19 protein-coding genes are annotated in these 14390 nt (G+C 33.5%); 14 read left to right on the forward strand and 5 right to left on the reverse strand.

What is annotated here, in order from left to right; all coding sequences use genetic code 11:
* Positions 1–8 precede the first annotated feature (8 nt).
* From BHD07_RS31400 to BHD07_RS32040, 7 genes are read left to right on the forward strand one after another with little or no spacing between them, the layout of a single operon-like run.
* Complete coding sequence (locus tag BHD07_RS31400) at positions 9–1838, forward strand: SGNH/GDSL hydrolase family protein (RefSeq protein ID WP_338284285.1); 1830 nt, start codon at positions 9–11, stop codon at positions 1836–1838.
* Between the two features lie 50 nt (positions 1839–1888).
* On the forward strand, positions 1889–4291 hold the full coding sequence (locus BHD07_RS31405; RefSeq protein ID WP_338284286.1) for a phage tail protein: 2403 nt from the start codon (positions 1889–1891) through the stop codon (positions 4289–4291).
* Positions 4284–4433 (forward strand): hypothetical protein, encoded by a 150-nt coding sequence (locus tag BHD07_RS31410; protein WP_338284287.1) that lies wholly within the window; start codon positions 4284–4286, stop codon positions 4431–4433. Before BHD07_RS31405 ends, BHD07_RS31410 begins: the two co-directional genes overlap by 8 nt.
* Before the next feature lie 37 nt (positions 4434–4470).
* A complete protein-coding gene (locus BHD07_RS31415) occupies positions 4471–4893 on the forward strand; it encodes a hypothetical protein (protein WP_338284288.1) in 423 nt (140 codons plus the stop codon).
* Positions 4880–5278 carry a hypothetical protein gene (locus tag BHD07_RS31420; protein WP_338284289.1) on the forward strand — a complete coding sequence of 133 codons (399 nt, stop codon included), beginning with the start codon at positions 4880–4882 and terminating at the stop codon, positions 5276–5278. Before BHD07_RS31415 ends, BHD07_RS31420 begins: the two co-directional genes overlap by 14 nt.
* Before the next feature lie 42 nt (positions 5279–5320).
* A complete protein-coding gene (locus BHD07_RS31425; RefSeq protein ID WP_338284290.1) occupies positions 5321–5803 on the forward strand; it encodes a phage holin in 483 nt (160 codons plus the stop codon).
* Positions 5775–7193: an N-acetylmuramoyl-L-alanine amidase gene (locus BHD07_RS32040; RefSeq protein WP_445190512.1), complete on the forward strand. Its 1419-nt coding sequence runs from the start codon at positions 5775–5777 to the stop codon at positions 7191–7193. Before BHD07_RS31425 ends, BHD07_RS32040 begins: the two co-directional genes overlap by 29 nt.
* 504 nt (positions 7194–7697) lie before the next feature.
* Here the strand turns inward: BHD07_RS32040 and BHD07_RS31445 are convergent.
* The 5 genes from BHD07_RS31445 to BHD07_RS31465 form a co-directional block, all read right to left on the reverse strand.
* Positions 7698–8750 carry a tyrosine-type recombinase/integrase gene (locus BHD07_RS31445; protein ID WP_338284291.1) on the reverse strand — a complete coding sequence of 351 codons (1053 nt, stop codon included), beginning with the start codon at positions 8748–8750 and terminating at the stop codon, positions 7698–7700.
* 55 nt (positions 8751–8805) lie between these two features.
* Positions 8806–9291, reverse strand: a complete 486-nt coding sequence (locus tag BHD07_RS31450; RefSeq protein WP_338284292.1) for a hypothetical protein — start codon at positions 9289–9291, stop codon at positions 8806–8808.
* A gap of 126 nt (positions 9292–9417) precedes the next feature.
* Positions 9418–9909 carry a PH domain-containing protein gene (locus tag BHD07_RS31455; protein ID WP_210129025.1) on the reverse strand — a complete coding sequence of 164 codons (492 nt, stop codon included), beginning with the start codon at positions 9907–9909 and terminating at the stop codon, positions 9418–9420.
* Positions 9910–9924: 15 nt separating this feature from the next.
* Positions 9925–10389 (reverse strand): ImmA/IrrE family metallo-endopeptidase, encoded by a 465-nt coding sequence (locus BHD07_RS31460; RefSeq protein WP_338284293.1) that lies wholly within the window; start codon positions 10387–10389, stop codon positions 9925–9927.
* A gap of 11 nt (positions 10390–10400) precedes the next feature.
* The gene (locus BHD07_RS31465; RefSeq protein WP_338284294.1) at positions 10401–10736 is read right to left on the reverse strand and encodes a helix-turn-helix domain-containing protein; all 336 of its coding nucleotides are present in this window, start codon (positions 10734–10736) and stop codon (positions 10401–10403) included.
* Between the two features lie 164 nt (positions 10737–10900).
* Between BHD07_RS31465 and BHD07_RS31470 the strand changes: the two genes are divergently transcribed.
* The 7 genes from BHD07_RS31470 to BHD07_RS31500 all read left to right on the forward strand — a co-directional run bounded on the left by BHD07_RS31470 (position 10901) and on the right by BHD07_RS31500 (position 14348).
* A complete protein-coding gene (locus tag BHD07_RS31470) occupies positions 10901–11131 on the forward strand; it encodes a helix-turn-helix domain-containing protein (protein WP_338284295.1) in 231 nt (76 codons plus the stop codon).
* A 27-nt stretch (positions 11132–11158) separates the two neighbouring features.
* Positions 11159–11368: a hypothetical protein gene (locus BHD07_RS31475; RefSeq protein WP_338284296.1), complete on the forward strand. Its 210-nt coding sequence runs from the start codon at positions 11159–11161 to the stop codon at positions 11366–11368.
* Between the two features lie 187 nt (positions 11369–11555).
* Positions 11556–11756, forward strand: coding sequence for a helix-turn-helix domain-containing protein (locus BHD07_RS31480; protein WP_338284297.1), 201 nt, complete (start codon positions 11556–11558; stop codon positions 11754–11756).
* Positions 11757–11842: 86 nt separating this feature from the next.
* Positions 11843–12106: a DUF1108 family protein gene (locus BHD07_RS31485; protein WP_047503133.1), complete on the forward strand. Its 264-nt coding sequence runs from the start codon at positions 11843–11845 to the stop codon at positions 12104–12106.
* Positions 12103–12327 (forward strand): DUF2483 family protein, encoded by a 225-nt coding sequence (locus tag BHD07_RS31490; RefSeq protein WP_338284298.1) that lies wholly within the window; start codon positions 12103–12105, stop codon positions 12325–12327. Before BHD07_RS31485 ends, BHD07_RS31490 begins: the two co-directional genes overlap by 4 nt.
* Entirely contained in the window at positions 12317–13021 is a 705-nt protein-coding gene (locus BHD07_RS31495; protein ID WP_145381391.1) for an AAA family ATPase, read from the forward strand. The genes BHD07_RS31490 and BHD07_RS31495 overlap by 11 nt, the downstream gene beginning before the upstream one ends.
* Positions 13005–14348, forward strand: coding sequence for a DEAD/DEAH box helicase (locus BHD07_RS31500; protein WP_338284299.1), 1344 nt, complete (start codon positions 13005–13007; stop codon positions 14346–14348). The genes BHD07_RS31495 and BHD07_RS31500 overlap by 17 nt, the downstream gene beginning before the upstream one ends.
* Positions 14349–14390 lie beyond the last annotated feature (42 nt).

Below are 14390 nucleotides of genomic sequence, written 5' to 3' on the forward strand. Positions count from 1 at the left end.
GTGATAAAATGACGAGACGAACAATAGAATCTTTATGGGAACGAAGAACTTTAAATAATGTAAATGCTAATTTTACAGAATTATATAATGAAAAAGATAGCGTTTCTGATATGAAAAGAGATATTGAAGATGTAATTTCAAACGCACAAGAAATTAATAAACAAAATAAAAATGTTGAGAAAGCTTTGAACGATTTAGTTGTAGAAGCTGGAACGAGTGACGCAGAGGTTGTTCAAGCTAGGGGAACACATCAAGTATTGAATGAACGTTTAAATACAATGGATAGTGAAATAATTAATGCCGAGAATGAAGCCCATGCTTATTTAGAAAAAACAGAAGATATATCAGTTAAAAGTGCTTACGCTTATAAAATGATGAATACCTCGCCCGAGGAATGGTTGGGTAATGAAGTGACAATTTGTGTATGGGGTAACTCATTAGGTGCAGGGAATGGTGGGAGCTATTCTTGGCCAGACAGATTAAAGAATACATTAGATAGATATTCACGACATGGGCAAACAATCACTATAATAAACAGGTCTATTGGGGGTTATTACGCAAGTCAAGTTAATGATGAATTTCCAGAACCAAGTGGTGCGGATATATCCATTATATCTTTCGGAACAAATGAATACAATAAAGTACAAAGAAGTGAAGAATATAGTGGCGCGTTAGAAAAAATTATCGATAAAGAAGTGTCTGGTGGTTCCACTGTAGTTCTAACTACTATGCCACAATGGGGTAGTAAAGACTGGCAAGTAAAAGCGTCTAATGGATCTATGGAGGACTATAATCAAATAGTTCATGATATAGGAAATAAATACAATATTCCAGTATTAGATTTATTTAAAGAAACTAGAAACCTTGATTGGTCAGCATTTAAAACAGGGGAAGCTGTTCCACATATTCATTTAAATGATTTAGGTTATCAAATGATTTCTGAAAAAGTAGCAGCTTTCATTGGTTTTCAACCCCCAAATACATTGAGAAAGTTGAAAAATGGAGATTTCTTAGGGGTACGTGCAGGTGTAGATGGAATAAAATTTGTGGGTGACTATCAGTATATAAGTCAAGCTAGTTATTATCCTACGCCAGCAGAAACAACTGAAAAATCGGGGACAGCAATTTCAACTGGTAACGATGAAAAGACTTTCCACTATGCTGTGAATATAGATGAAGATAACTTATTGTTATATCCAAATTTTAATTTCACTAAAACTGATGGCTCTGAATCTCTAACGATTTATATAAATAATCGTAACAACCCATTTTTATATTCTAACCCTTACATGTTTTACAACAGTATAAATAGAAATACTGCTACTAACACACAAGTTTTAAAATACACTAACTTTAACACTACAGCTAGTCCCTATCACACACAGAATATATATGCAAATCCAAATATGCAATTGTTTAATGCACCTTTTGCGACTAAAGGACATTATGTGATAACTGTAAAAGCTACAAACTGCGATTTCTTCGGTTTTGATTGTGTGGCGGGTAATGTTGCTGGATTATTAACTAAAAGACAAGATACAGGTTGGGTTCCTTTAAAATTAACTGGTGTTGAAAACACAGACGCTAACAAACCTAGTGCGTACAGAAAAGTTACAAATGGTACTACTACAGAAATATTTTTAAGAATAGCAGTTAACGGCGAAACTGGACAAGCATTTGCAACACTTCCTAGTGGTGTTCACCCGGGGCAACTAACTAGGTTACCAGCTTTTAGTGGTACGACTAACTCGGGATTGGTAATAGGAGGTACTGGAAATTTAGTTTCAACAACTGGTGATTCTCACGACTTTAGATGTACACAATCATTCATTATTTAAGACTAACTTTTAAAGTTAGTCTTTTTCTTTTGAGAAAGGAGAGTGAATAAATGTTTATACGTGACTTACAAGGCAATGAATACTTCTTACAAGGAGTTATCAAGCACGATCAAGAGTTAAACGGTGATGAACGTATCGATATAGATATAGAATACACCGATATGAACAGTGAGTTTCTTGATAAGCAAGACGATTTGAAGATGTGGATTATCCTATTTGAAGGTAAAGAATATCGCATCATTTCCAGTAAACAAACTGGATTTGGTGATAAATACCGTATATCCGTTACTGCAGTTTTGTATATGTTGGATTGGCTTAACTCTCACCGTGTATACGAACGCATAGATGCAAGCTTAACTGTAACAGAAGCATTTAATATTGTGTTTAATGATACACCTTTTACTTATTTAACCGTCAATCCATCACCTAGTAATCGCTTTGAAGGTATTGGAGAAGGTGAAACACGTCTTGAAATATTCAAAACATTTATAGATAGATATGGTTATGAATTTAAAATAGTAGGTAACGTTGTCTATTTATATAACCAAATCGGTAATGATGCGAATTTTGAATATAGATATAAAGTGAACACACAAAATATTGAAAAAGAAGTAGATGCTTCTGAAATGTGGACTTATGCACGAGGGTACGGCAATTATTCAGATGATGATTCAGATACAGATGTTGTTGAAAAAGCTAAATTGAAACGTGAATACACTTCTCCACTTGCTAAAATAATAGGAATAAGAGAAGCGCCACCTATACGTGATGGACGTGTTACTAAACAAGCAACGATGGACGCTAACCTTAAAAAGATAGTTGATGAAAGTGTTCAAATTTCATTCACTGCTGATATTTACGACATGTCACAACAAGGTTACGACTATCAACATGCAGTATTAGGTGATAGGGTTTTTCTAGTAGATGAGCGTATCGGATTAGATACTGAAATTCGTGTAGTTAAGATAACACGGAACTTTAGTAGCACTGGTCAAATATTAGATTTAGAAATAACTTTCGGTTCCGGTAACATGGCTGATCAATACGGTAGTAACTTATCGACTGCAGCTAAAGATATAGCTGACTTAATACAAGGGCGTAAATCATTACCGTTCCAAGCACTAGATATTATAAGTAAATCGATGGTAACGAAAATTCAAAATACATCAAGCGAATTAATGTTTGATGATTTGGGTATTCATGCAATCGATAAGAAGAACGCAAACAACATTGTCACGATGAATAGTAGTGGGTGGATGTTGTCCACTGATGGTGGTAGAACAGCGAAAACCGCACTGACTGCAGAAGGTATTGTAGCAGATACTATAACGAGCGGTTCGTTAGATACAAGCCTTGTAAGAGTACATGGTCGTGATTTAGATGAATTTACAGAAATGACGGGGGGTAAAATACGTTCTACGGGTGAATTCACTAGAACATTCCCACAAGGTGAGGCAGTTTATAAAGCCTACACAGAAAGTTGGAATGGTGTCTACCGGTCGGGATTGATAAATAAAAAAGCAGGTGGTAAGACACTTACTAATATCACACGTTGGTTATCCTTAACCGATAAAGAGATTACAACACAAAGGGAAGTTCACAGTGCATCGCCCGACAAAAAAGGCGCACGTTTTATTGACTTTTTCGCAGATGAAGAATATACATCTGACGTTTATGGTCAAGGTATGCACATATATTCTGGTCAAAATTTAATGGTAGAAAGTAAATATAGATTAACATTAACTTCTTCTGATGGTTGGAACTCACGATTAACGAATAGTGCGTTAGAAATCGAAAAAGACGGAATGGGTCTAGCATTACGCAGACAAACTGCTTTTGGTTCTAATGCAGGTAGTGGTGGCCAATATATAAGTATTCAATCATATGACGGTAATGAACACGGTCATGTAGGCATTATATCAAATAATAGACATTTGAGTGTGCAAAGTCAATTTGGCGATGTTCATTTACGTGGTAATGCTATTCGGGCTTTGAATTCAGAAGGTAGCAGTTTACAAGACATATATGCGAGTACATTTGATTTGTCTGGCGTAGGGCGTATCGCGTTTGATGGTGGCGACACTTATTTACAAGGGCAAACGGGCGTACGTTTTACTAAATATAAATCTGGTGAGTTTGTCAGCGCACAGGCCAAAGATTTTATTAAGAGTTCATCAAGAGAGTTAAAAACCAACATTAAAGAATTAGAAGATGGTATGCAAGCTATACGAAGATTAACGCCCGTTTCTTTTGATTATAAAGATGACTTGAAGAATGGTATTACCACAGGGGATATTGGGTTTATCGCAGAAGATAGTCCGGATATTAGTGTGTTAGATCATAAATCTATTAGTGTTCAAAAAATCGCTACATGGGCAGTACTAGGACTAAAAGAGCAAGATAAAAAAATCGCTGAATTAGAAAAGAAATTGGAGGGTTTAACGAATGAGTGAACAAGTTGATGATAAAGATATTAAAATCGCTTTGTTGCAGAATGAAAATGCAAGGTTAAATGACGTGAATATTAATTTACAGGTACAAATCGAAAAATTATATAGAGAAAATCAAGAGTTAAAAGAGTCGCAACCCGAATAGGTTGTAGTTTTTTATTTTGTAGAAAGTGGGTGAATGGATGAACGAAAACTTCACAATACACGATAAACTAGCCACTTTATCTTTGTTTGGGTTAGGTGTGTTTGTAGATATACGAGGTGTCTATTGGCTCATAAGCCAAGAAAAGGTTATTAACGAAAGTGATTTCTACCGAGCGCTAAATGAAGTTATGCCTATTTGGATTTGGGGTTTGTTACTGCTTGTGTTCGGCACTTGTCTAATTCTATCAAGTCTTTTGTTTGGTAAACGGTCTATAAATAATTATTCGAGCTATTTTATGTTAGTAGGTGGCGTAGGAAGTGCCATCATACACTTCTTAATGTCATCGGCGGCTGTATATAACGCCATTAATTGGATAACACCGGCACAATTTATTGCTATGACAGCTTGGCTTGGCTTTGTCGGTTTCTTAGGTGGTTTGGGTATTTATGGACGAAGATAAATATGTACTAAGACACGAGTGGGAAAGATCAAGAGGTAAGCTAAATGAACGCATAAACGAAGTAGATAACAAACACACAGACAATTTTAATAGTTTGTTAAACAAAGTAGATAGGCAGACATTGTTGCAAGAAAAAGCATTTGAATCGCAATCTAGGTCTGAGAAACATTTAGAAAAAATGAGTGAATCATTATCGACGGTAGGGACTAGAGTTACTGATTTAGAATACGAAACAAAAAGTCATGAGAAAGAAATTAAAAATTTACAAGGAACTGTAGAAGCAGAAGCAAAAGGAAACAGAGAAGTAATTGGCTACTGGTTGGGGTTTGCGGGGGTTGTATTAGTCCCACTTATTTCTTTGGTAGCAAACATCTTCTTTAAATAAGTCGACACATATGTGTCGGCTTTTTATTATGGAGGTTTTTAGATGAAGAGTATTAACTGGAAAATACGTTTCAAAAAGAAATCATTTTGGGTGGCTATCGTTTCGGCGATAGTCCTTTTTGTTAACAATATAACGCAAGCATTAGGATTAAACTATACAGAACAACTGGAACAATTTAGCGATGGTATTAATGGATTATTAGCTGTATTAGTCACATTCGGAGTAATAAACGATCCTACTACTAAAGGGATGAAAGACAGTGGTATTGCACAAACTTATTCAAAACCGCGCGATGAAAATGTTGATCCAGTTGAGTATCAGAGAAAAGGTTATGAACCAGAACAATGGAATGATGATTTTGCGGAAGAAGTTGAGATTGAAGAAGGTTTAAGAGATGTCGAAGATGATGAAGTTATAGTGGATAACTTTGATTCTGATATTAATAACTCTGGTGTAATGCTAGATACAAACCAACAAGTAGAGGGGGTAGTTGAAAATGGCGAAAACACAAACACAGATAAATAAAATTGTGAATAGTTATCTAGGGAAATATGTCGATTTCGATGGTTACTATGCTTTTCAGTGCATGGATCTAGCAGTATCTTATGTGTATAAATTAACGGACGGTTCATTTAGAATGTATGGCAACGCTAAAGATGCCATAGACAATAAATTCCCTAATGGTTGGAAAGTGATAAGAAATCAAGCGTCCACAGTGCCTAAAAAAGGTTGGATTGCAGTTTATACTACTGGTGTTTATCAACGATACGGGCATATAGGTATTGTGTATAACGGCGGCAACACTTCACAATTTCAAATATTAGAACAAAACTTTGATGGGTTGGCTAACAGTCCCGCTAAATTAAGATGGGATAATTACAGTGGTTTAACACATTTCATCGTACCACCAACAAAAACTTCAACATCGTCAAGTAATGGTTCTGCTAAAAACACTACAACTAAGGCAATCAAAAGTAAACCTAAGACGAAAAAACGCAAAATTATGCTTGTAGCAGGTCATGGATATAATGATCCCGGTGCTGTTGGTAATTCTACAAATGAACGTGATTTTATTAGAAACAACATTACCAAAAAAGTTAAAAGCTATCTTGAAAAAGAAGGGCATACAGTTGCTTTATATGGTGGGTCTAAGCAATCACAAGATATGTACCAAGATACTGCATACGGAGATAATATAGGCAATAGAAAAGATTATGGTTTATATTGGGTTAAGTCACAAGGATATGAAATAGTAGTCGAATTCCATTTAGATGCTGCTGGTAGTTCTGCAAGTGGAGGACACACTATCATACCAAGTGGATTAAAAGCAGATAGCATTGATACTGGTATACAGAACGCTATAAAAAAACATGTAGGCACTATTAGAGGTATTACAGGAAGAAATAATTTATTAAATTGTAATGTCGCTAAAAGAATTGGTATTAATTATAGATTAGTTGAACTAGGTTTCATCACTTCATCAAAAGACATGAATACAATCAGAAAAAATGTTGATGCTTATTGTAAATCTATCGCAGAAGCTATTCATGGTGGTGCAATAAAAGGTGGTAACGGAAAAAACGCAGTCGCTAAAAAGAAAGTAACTAAAACAACTTCCACAAGTAATGAGAAGTGGAACAAAAACCAATACGGTATACTATGGCGTAAAGAAGTAGCTTCTTTCACATGTAATGTACCACAAGGGATAATCACACGAAGAATAGGACCTGGTAGACAATATCCTATTGCAGGTACTTTGAAGAAAGGCCAAACTGTAAATTATACAGAAATTCAGAAGAATGATGGTTACATTTGGATTAGTTGGATGACCAATTCTGGTTACACTGTCTACATGCCAGTAAGACAAGTGAAGTCAGACGGTAGTTTAGGACCATTATGGGGAACAATTTCATGAAGTGTGGTATAATGTAGATACCACGTAATCATACTAGGGTAGGCACATAGTGGTGCTTGCCCTATTTTTTATGTTATAATAAATTCTTTAAGCATTATAGGTACACACATTAATATTTGTATAATATAAAATTAATGTTACTATTATAATACATGCAAAAATTTCAATTTTTTCTCTTTTCATAATTCCCAATCCCACCCAAGCATGTCACTGGGTGGTTATTTTTTTAGGAACAAAAGTTATATTTAGATGAAGGAACTGGATTAAGTAGAATTAATTTAATGGAAATTGTGGAGATAAAATAAACCCACCTTTATGGGTGGGTCGCGTGTCAAATACGTGTCAAAATGTTTCCGTTTCGTTCTATTCCGTTCTAAAGTATATGCTCTAAAATCCTTTAGTTATGCGGTTTTCGATTATATCCGAAAGTATACAAATGCCCTCCCAGGACACTATAACCCGTTGCTATGACAACGTTTCAAGCGTGCAGGTGTCAAATATGTGTCAAGAGAATATTTCTCTGACACGTTGGCCCTGCTCTTTTTTATGTTCATCAAGTAAATGTGTATAAACATCTAGCGTAATTGATATACTCGCGTGTCCTAATCTTTTGCTGATATATTCAATGGAAATACCTTTACTAATTAAGTAACTAGCATGTGTATGTCTTAATGAGTAAGGTGTTATTTCATCTTCTATATTAAATCTATCTTTGGCTTTATTAAACACTTTAGAAACCGCTGTGTGAGATAAACCGAATAACTTTTTATCTGTTCTTAACGGATGATTAGCAATACTTTTTTTAATATGTGCTAAATCTGCGTCTGACACTTCTATTTCTCTATCAGCGTTTTCTGTTTTTGTACCAGGTAAATGAATTAAACCTGGTTTATAATATAAATCATTATATGTCATTCTATTAACTTCTGAAAACCTAGCACCAGTTATCAAAAGAATATATAGCATTAATGTACTTTTATCACTCTTTAATTTAAAGTGTTTTCTTAATTGTTCATATTGGAATATCGTTAGGAATTTCACACTTTCTTTTTTAGGTGCTTTAGTTCCTTTATAAGTTACTTTGTAAGTCGGGTCCTTTTTTATATATCCATCATAAATTGCATCTTTGAGGCAACTAGATATATACAGATGTACTTTCCTAACCGTTTCTGATGTTCTGTCAATCGAGTATTCGGAAATAAACTTTTGATATTCATTTCTTGTTATGTTTTTGATCAGTATGTTTTCTCCAAAATGTTTTAGAAACAAATTAAGCGCATGTTCATACCAATATTGTTGTTTTTCAGACAACGTGTTTTTGCCATTAGCTATCAACCAATCTCTATAATAATCTTCAAACTTTTTATTATCTTCTATTTTATTTCCATCTTCTAAATCTCTGATAAGTTGTTGTGCTGCTAATGTAGCTTCTGCTTTCGTTTTAAAGCCCGATTTACGTTTCTTACCTGACTTAAAACTTGGGTCTTTCACATCGTATTGCCAAGTAGTAGACGTTTTGTTTTTACGTTTTGTTACTGTAAATGTTGCCATATTCATCAATTCCTCCTAAAAAAGATAAAAATATATAGGGCAGTAGGGACTGCCCGTAAAATTAAGACGGTGAATTTTGTAATCCGTGTGGTGAATCTTTACTCAATTCTCTCATTCTTTCAATCTCTGCGTCTGTTGGATTATCCATATCAATACCTTCATCTATTACTTGTTGTCTTGCAGGGTTATCTACAACTTCTTCTTGTGATTGTGGTTCTTGGTATTGAGTTTGTTCTTGCTGCACTGGTTGTTCTATTTGTTGAGTTTGTTGTTCTTGTGACTGTACATTTCCTTGTGCAGTAGTTTGTTCTTCTGTATTTACATTTTCATTATCTGCTACTTGTTCAGAACTTTTATCATCTGTTTTAGATTTTTCTTCATCTGATTTCTTATTGTCTTTTTTATCATCATCTGACTTCTTATCTTCTTTCTTTTTATCTTTGCTAGATGATTTTGTTTCTTTCTTATCTTCCGACTTACTTTCTTCTTGTCCACATGCTGCTAATACCAAGAAACTTGCTAATATTAAAAATAAAACCTTTTTCATTCTACATTCTCCTTAATTATATTTTTGTATATAAAAGCTCTACTAAGGACGCTTATTAAAATAGTTTTTGACTTGCTACAACACGACCAATTATTTTTCTTCACCTAACATATCGTATATGCAAATTTACAAATTTAACAATTGTTTTTTCTTTAAATCAAATTCTTCTTGCGTTATTGCTTCCATATCTAAAAGTTCTTTTAATTGTTTGATTTGTTCTAAGTTATCATTTTTATTTTCAGTTTGAGAAGGTTTTTCTTTTGTATCTTGCATTTTATTATTTACATAAGCTATAAAATCATCCAATTCAGAATCATTTATCCATTTCATATTAACTTTATTACCACTGGAATAAAAAGACAAAGTATTCCCAGTAAATTTTTTACTTAATTCAAATGTACTTATTTTATTATAATCAAAATTTTCTAAATCATAACCGCTAAATCTTTTAGCGTAAAAAATAATGCGTTTATTCGTTGCTACTAAAACGCCATTTTTAATTGTTTCTTGTCCTAACGTTTTAGTTTCATAAGTTCCAAATATACTATATTGTATTTCTTCATTTTCATTTAGTACTGTTTCTTTAACTAATGATAAGTTTTTTGTTTTTTTAGCCATAACATATTACTCCTTTTAATCTAAATTTTTAAATTCAAATACTTGTAACGGTTCGAACTTGATTACATATCCATTGTGGTAGACATCTAATCCATATTTCATTTTGTAATTATTGAGTGCATTCAAAACATATTGTTCTGACACTTCAAAATATTGTGACATTTCATATAAGTTTTTCACTCCATGATGAAAAGCATCTATTAAACCATCAAGCGAAATGGCTAACTCTGAACCTAATCGTCTAGCTTTTAGTTCGAATTTACGATTCAACATTTTTGTTTGATCTCTAATATCACCACATGTAATTAAATGATGCGCTATTTCTTCGTACAAGGTTTCAAGTTTGTTTACAGAACTTAAGCGTTTTTCAATAAGTATGATTTCACCTAAATACACACCGAGTAGGCCCTTTTTTAAATTAGTTTCTTCAATAATGATTTCATCATCATATTGTGCTAATAAATTTTCATAACTCTCCACAATAACACCCCTTATTTTTTACGCTTACTTTTCACAAATTCTGCATAATCCAATATTTCTTGCCATTCTTCTTCTGTTAAATCACCGTCTAAGTGAGCAGCGATTGTTTCGAAAGAACTTTTATTTTTATTATTTTCTTTTTGTTCAAATAAAATACTTTCAGGAGTCACACCCAATACGTTTGCAAAATTTGCAATATCTTCCATTGGTATTTTACGAGTTCCATTTTCATATCTTGATAAAGTAGATTTATTTACATCCACTTTCTTCGCCAAATCAGTTACACTCATTTGTCTTTGTTGTCGTATTTGCTTTATGTATTTACCAATTTGTTCTGAATTCCTCATAATATGTTACCTCCGTTATTTGATAATTTAATATTACCATATTTCCATATAGGAAACAACTGGTACTTTTAATATTTTTAAAAACTTTTTTGAAGTATATTGTTGACAAAATGGAAACATGCGTTTAATATTGGTTACAGTACGAAAGCGAGGTGACAAACAACATGTACGAATTCAACGTAAGACGAATGAAAGCAGAGCGTATTGCAAAAGGAATTTCACTTAAAGAGATGTCAGATAAATTAGGCATGACTCAAGGAACTTATTCGAAAAAAGAGAATGGGAAGATAAGAGTTAATGTTGACGACCTGGCAAAAATATTTGAGATCTTAGAATTAAGCGAAGAAGATTGTGGTATTTTTTTTACACATAGTGTTTCCAAATTGACAACTTAATACAATGTAAAGAAAGGAGTTGATCAAATGGAATTCATCGGATTTGCAGATGCAAAGGACTTTGTAAAAGCAAGCGGAATTTCTAGGGATGATTTAGAAACTAAAGTTTACCCTGACAAAGGATTTCAAGAAGCGTGTATGTACCGTTTTGGTAAAGGTAACAAACGATATATCAAAATCAGACCAGCAATTGAGTATATAGAACAAAACATACTCATTAAAGAAACTAATTTATAAGGAGGTGATTACATGAGAACGCTATTAACATTTCTATCAATGCCATTTTCAACAATAGCGATAGGCTTAGCAACAAACGATTTCTTTATCGGTATGTTGTTATCGGTAATGGCAGGTTTCGGATTGTATTGGTTCTGGGATAAGTTTTTCGATGCAATAAAAAAGACTGAAAGGAGAGAAATTTAAAATGGAAAACGAATTTAGAGTAATATTGGCCAGACAAAAACTAAAGATTGCAGATGTATATAAAGATACTGGTATATCTAAAACAACACTGTATGGACTTTACGAAGAAACTACAAAGCACCCAAGCGCTACTACAATTTTAAAACTCTGTAAATATTTAGAAATTACTCCAAACGATTTCTTTGGAATAAAAAAAGACTGAAAGCAACGGCAATTGCTAACAGTCAAAGAGTATATTTGTGTAATTAGTCAACATAAGTATACCACCAATTCTAGGAGGTAGACAAGATGTATTACGAAATAGGAGAGATAAGAAGAAATTTTATTACCGTAGATGGATTTACTTTTCATGTGAAAGGTACAAAAACGCAATTTGGTGTCTTTGTAGAAATTACTGACAAACATGAAAATTTAGTAGATTCTGCTGAAATTAACGATGAAGATTTAGGTCTACAATTATCTCACGAAATATTTGAGCGATCTATATATAACTGGATAGAACAGAATACAGATGAACCAGATCGTATTATGAATCGGGTGATGCAATGGTGAGTGAAACAATAACTTACATTATTCGGCACAGAGAAATACCAATTTATATAACTAACAAACCTAGTGATGCTAATCCAGATACAAATTATTCCACAAACAGAAGCAGAGCAAGGGAGTTTGATGGAATGGAAGAAGCAAAAATTAATATGGATCATCACATAGCTATAAAAAAGACAGTCACAGAAATAACTGAATATGAGGAGGTACAAGATGAGTTTTAATATATCGAACGCTAAAAATATTAGAACCGATAATGCAACATACTTAATTTATGCCAAACCAGGCACAGGTAAAACTCATACAATTAATTATCTTCCAGGTAAAACGCTATATATAAATGTTGATAAATCAGAACGTCCTTTAAAAGGTAATGAAAATATAGACATACTAGAATTTAACACTCACGATGCTTGGAAAGAGTGGGGAGATTTAATGAAATGGTTTGCAGATAATAAAACTACTTTAGATAACTACGACACAATCGCAATCGATAATATATCTGAATTGTTTAGATCAATGTTAGCTAATTTAGGTCGTAATGGTAAAAATGACCGAGTACCAGAAATGAGCCACTACCAAAGAGTTGACTTCTTTACTATAGATAGCATGAGATTTCTGCAATCACTTAAAAAACGTTTAGTGTTTATTGCTTGGGAAACAAATTTTGAGTTTTATACACCAGCAGGACAACAAATAACGCAAAGTGTACCAGATATTCGTAAAACAATTAGAGATAACATAGCAGGACTATGCCAAGTAGTAGCAAGACTTGTATTCAATGAAAAAAGTGGAAAACGCGGTTTTATCCTAACACCAAGTAATAATGTGTTTGCTAAAAACCAATTAGATAATAGAGAACATTGTTTACAAGAAGAATTATTCACTGTAGGTGATGTGGATGATACCACTTCGTGATTATCAAGAAGAATTGTTAAATGGTGTATATGAAAGCATGAGTAAAGGCAACAAAAACATTATGGTACAAAGTCCTGCAGGAAGTGGAAAAAGCGTAACAATGTCAGAAGTTGCTAGACGAGCTACTGAAAAAGGTAATCGCGTGTTGTTTATCGTACACAGGAGAGAGTTAGTATCTCAAATCAAGGGTACATTCATTGCTAATGATGTAAATATGGAACTTTGCCATGTTGGTATGGTTCAAACTGTCGCAAACAGAATTAAAAATGGCAAAGAACCAACACCAGCAATCATATTAGTAGATGAAGCACATCACTCATTAGCAAAAACTTATACTAATATATTCGAAAGTTTCCCAAATGCATATGTATATGGTTTCACTGCTACTCCGTGGCGTATGAGTAGTAAAGGTTTCACGGAAATATTTGAAGATTTGATTTTAGGTAAGACTGTCGATTGGTTAATAGATGAACATCGTTTAGCACCGTTCAAATATTATTCAGTGAACTTAATGGACTCAGATATATTAACACACAATAGCACAGGTGATTTTAATAACGATTCAATTACAAAAGCAATGCAAAAAACGATTTATGGTGATGCAGTTACAAATTACAAAAAATTTGCAGACGGTAAGAAAACGATTATATACACACACAATGTTGAATCAAGCATTAATGTAGCTGAGAAATTTAAAGATAATGGTTATGATGCATTACAAGTTGATGGTAAGACACCTAAACAACAAAGAGAGTTAGCAATGGAAATGTTCAGAGAAGGTAAGGTGAATATTCTAGTTAACGCAGAGTTATACGGTGAGGGTGTAGATGTACCAGATTGTGAATGCGTAATACTACTTAGACCTACTGAATCACTCACACTGTTTATTCAACAGACAATGAGAGCAATGCGTTACCAGCCTGACAAACAAGCGATTATTATAGATCACGTTGGTAACTGGTATAGACACGGTTTGCCAAATACTGAACATAATTGGCAAGACTATTTTGAAGGTAGTAAGAAAAAGAAATCGAAAGATAATTCGATACCAATAAAAGAATGTCCAGAATGTTTTGGTGTTGTTGAATCTGCTTATACGATTTGTCCTTACTGTGGATGTGAATTTCCTAAAGAAGAACAAACTGATTACGATTTAGTTTTAAATGCAGAACTTGAAGAAGTAACTGAAGATAAAGTGTTTCAATTGAATTTAAAAACAGCCGAAGAATGTGAATCTGTTGAAGAATTATATCAACTAGCAAAAGAAAATGGATATAAGCCTGGATGGGCTTATGTTCAGGCAAAACGATTAGGAATGTTGGGGTGATTATAAATGGCGAGTAAACCGGAAGATTTATCAGGACAACAA

This window comes from Sinorhizobium sp. KGO-5, from assembly GCF_036245905.1.
In the GTDB taxonomy this organism is placed as follows: Bacteria; Pseudomonadota; Alphaproteobacteria; order Rhizobiales; family Rhizobiaceae; genus Sinorhizobium; species Sinorhizobium meliloti_A.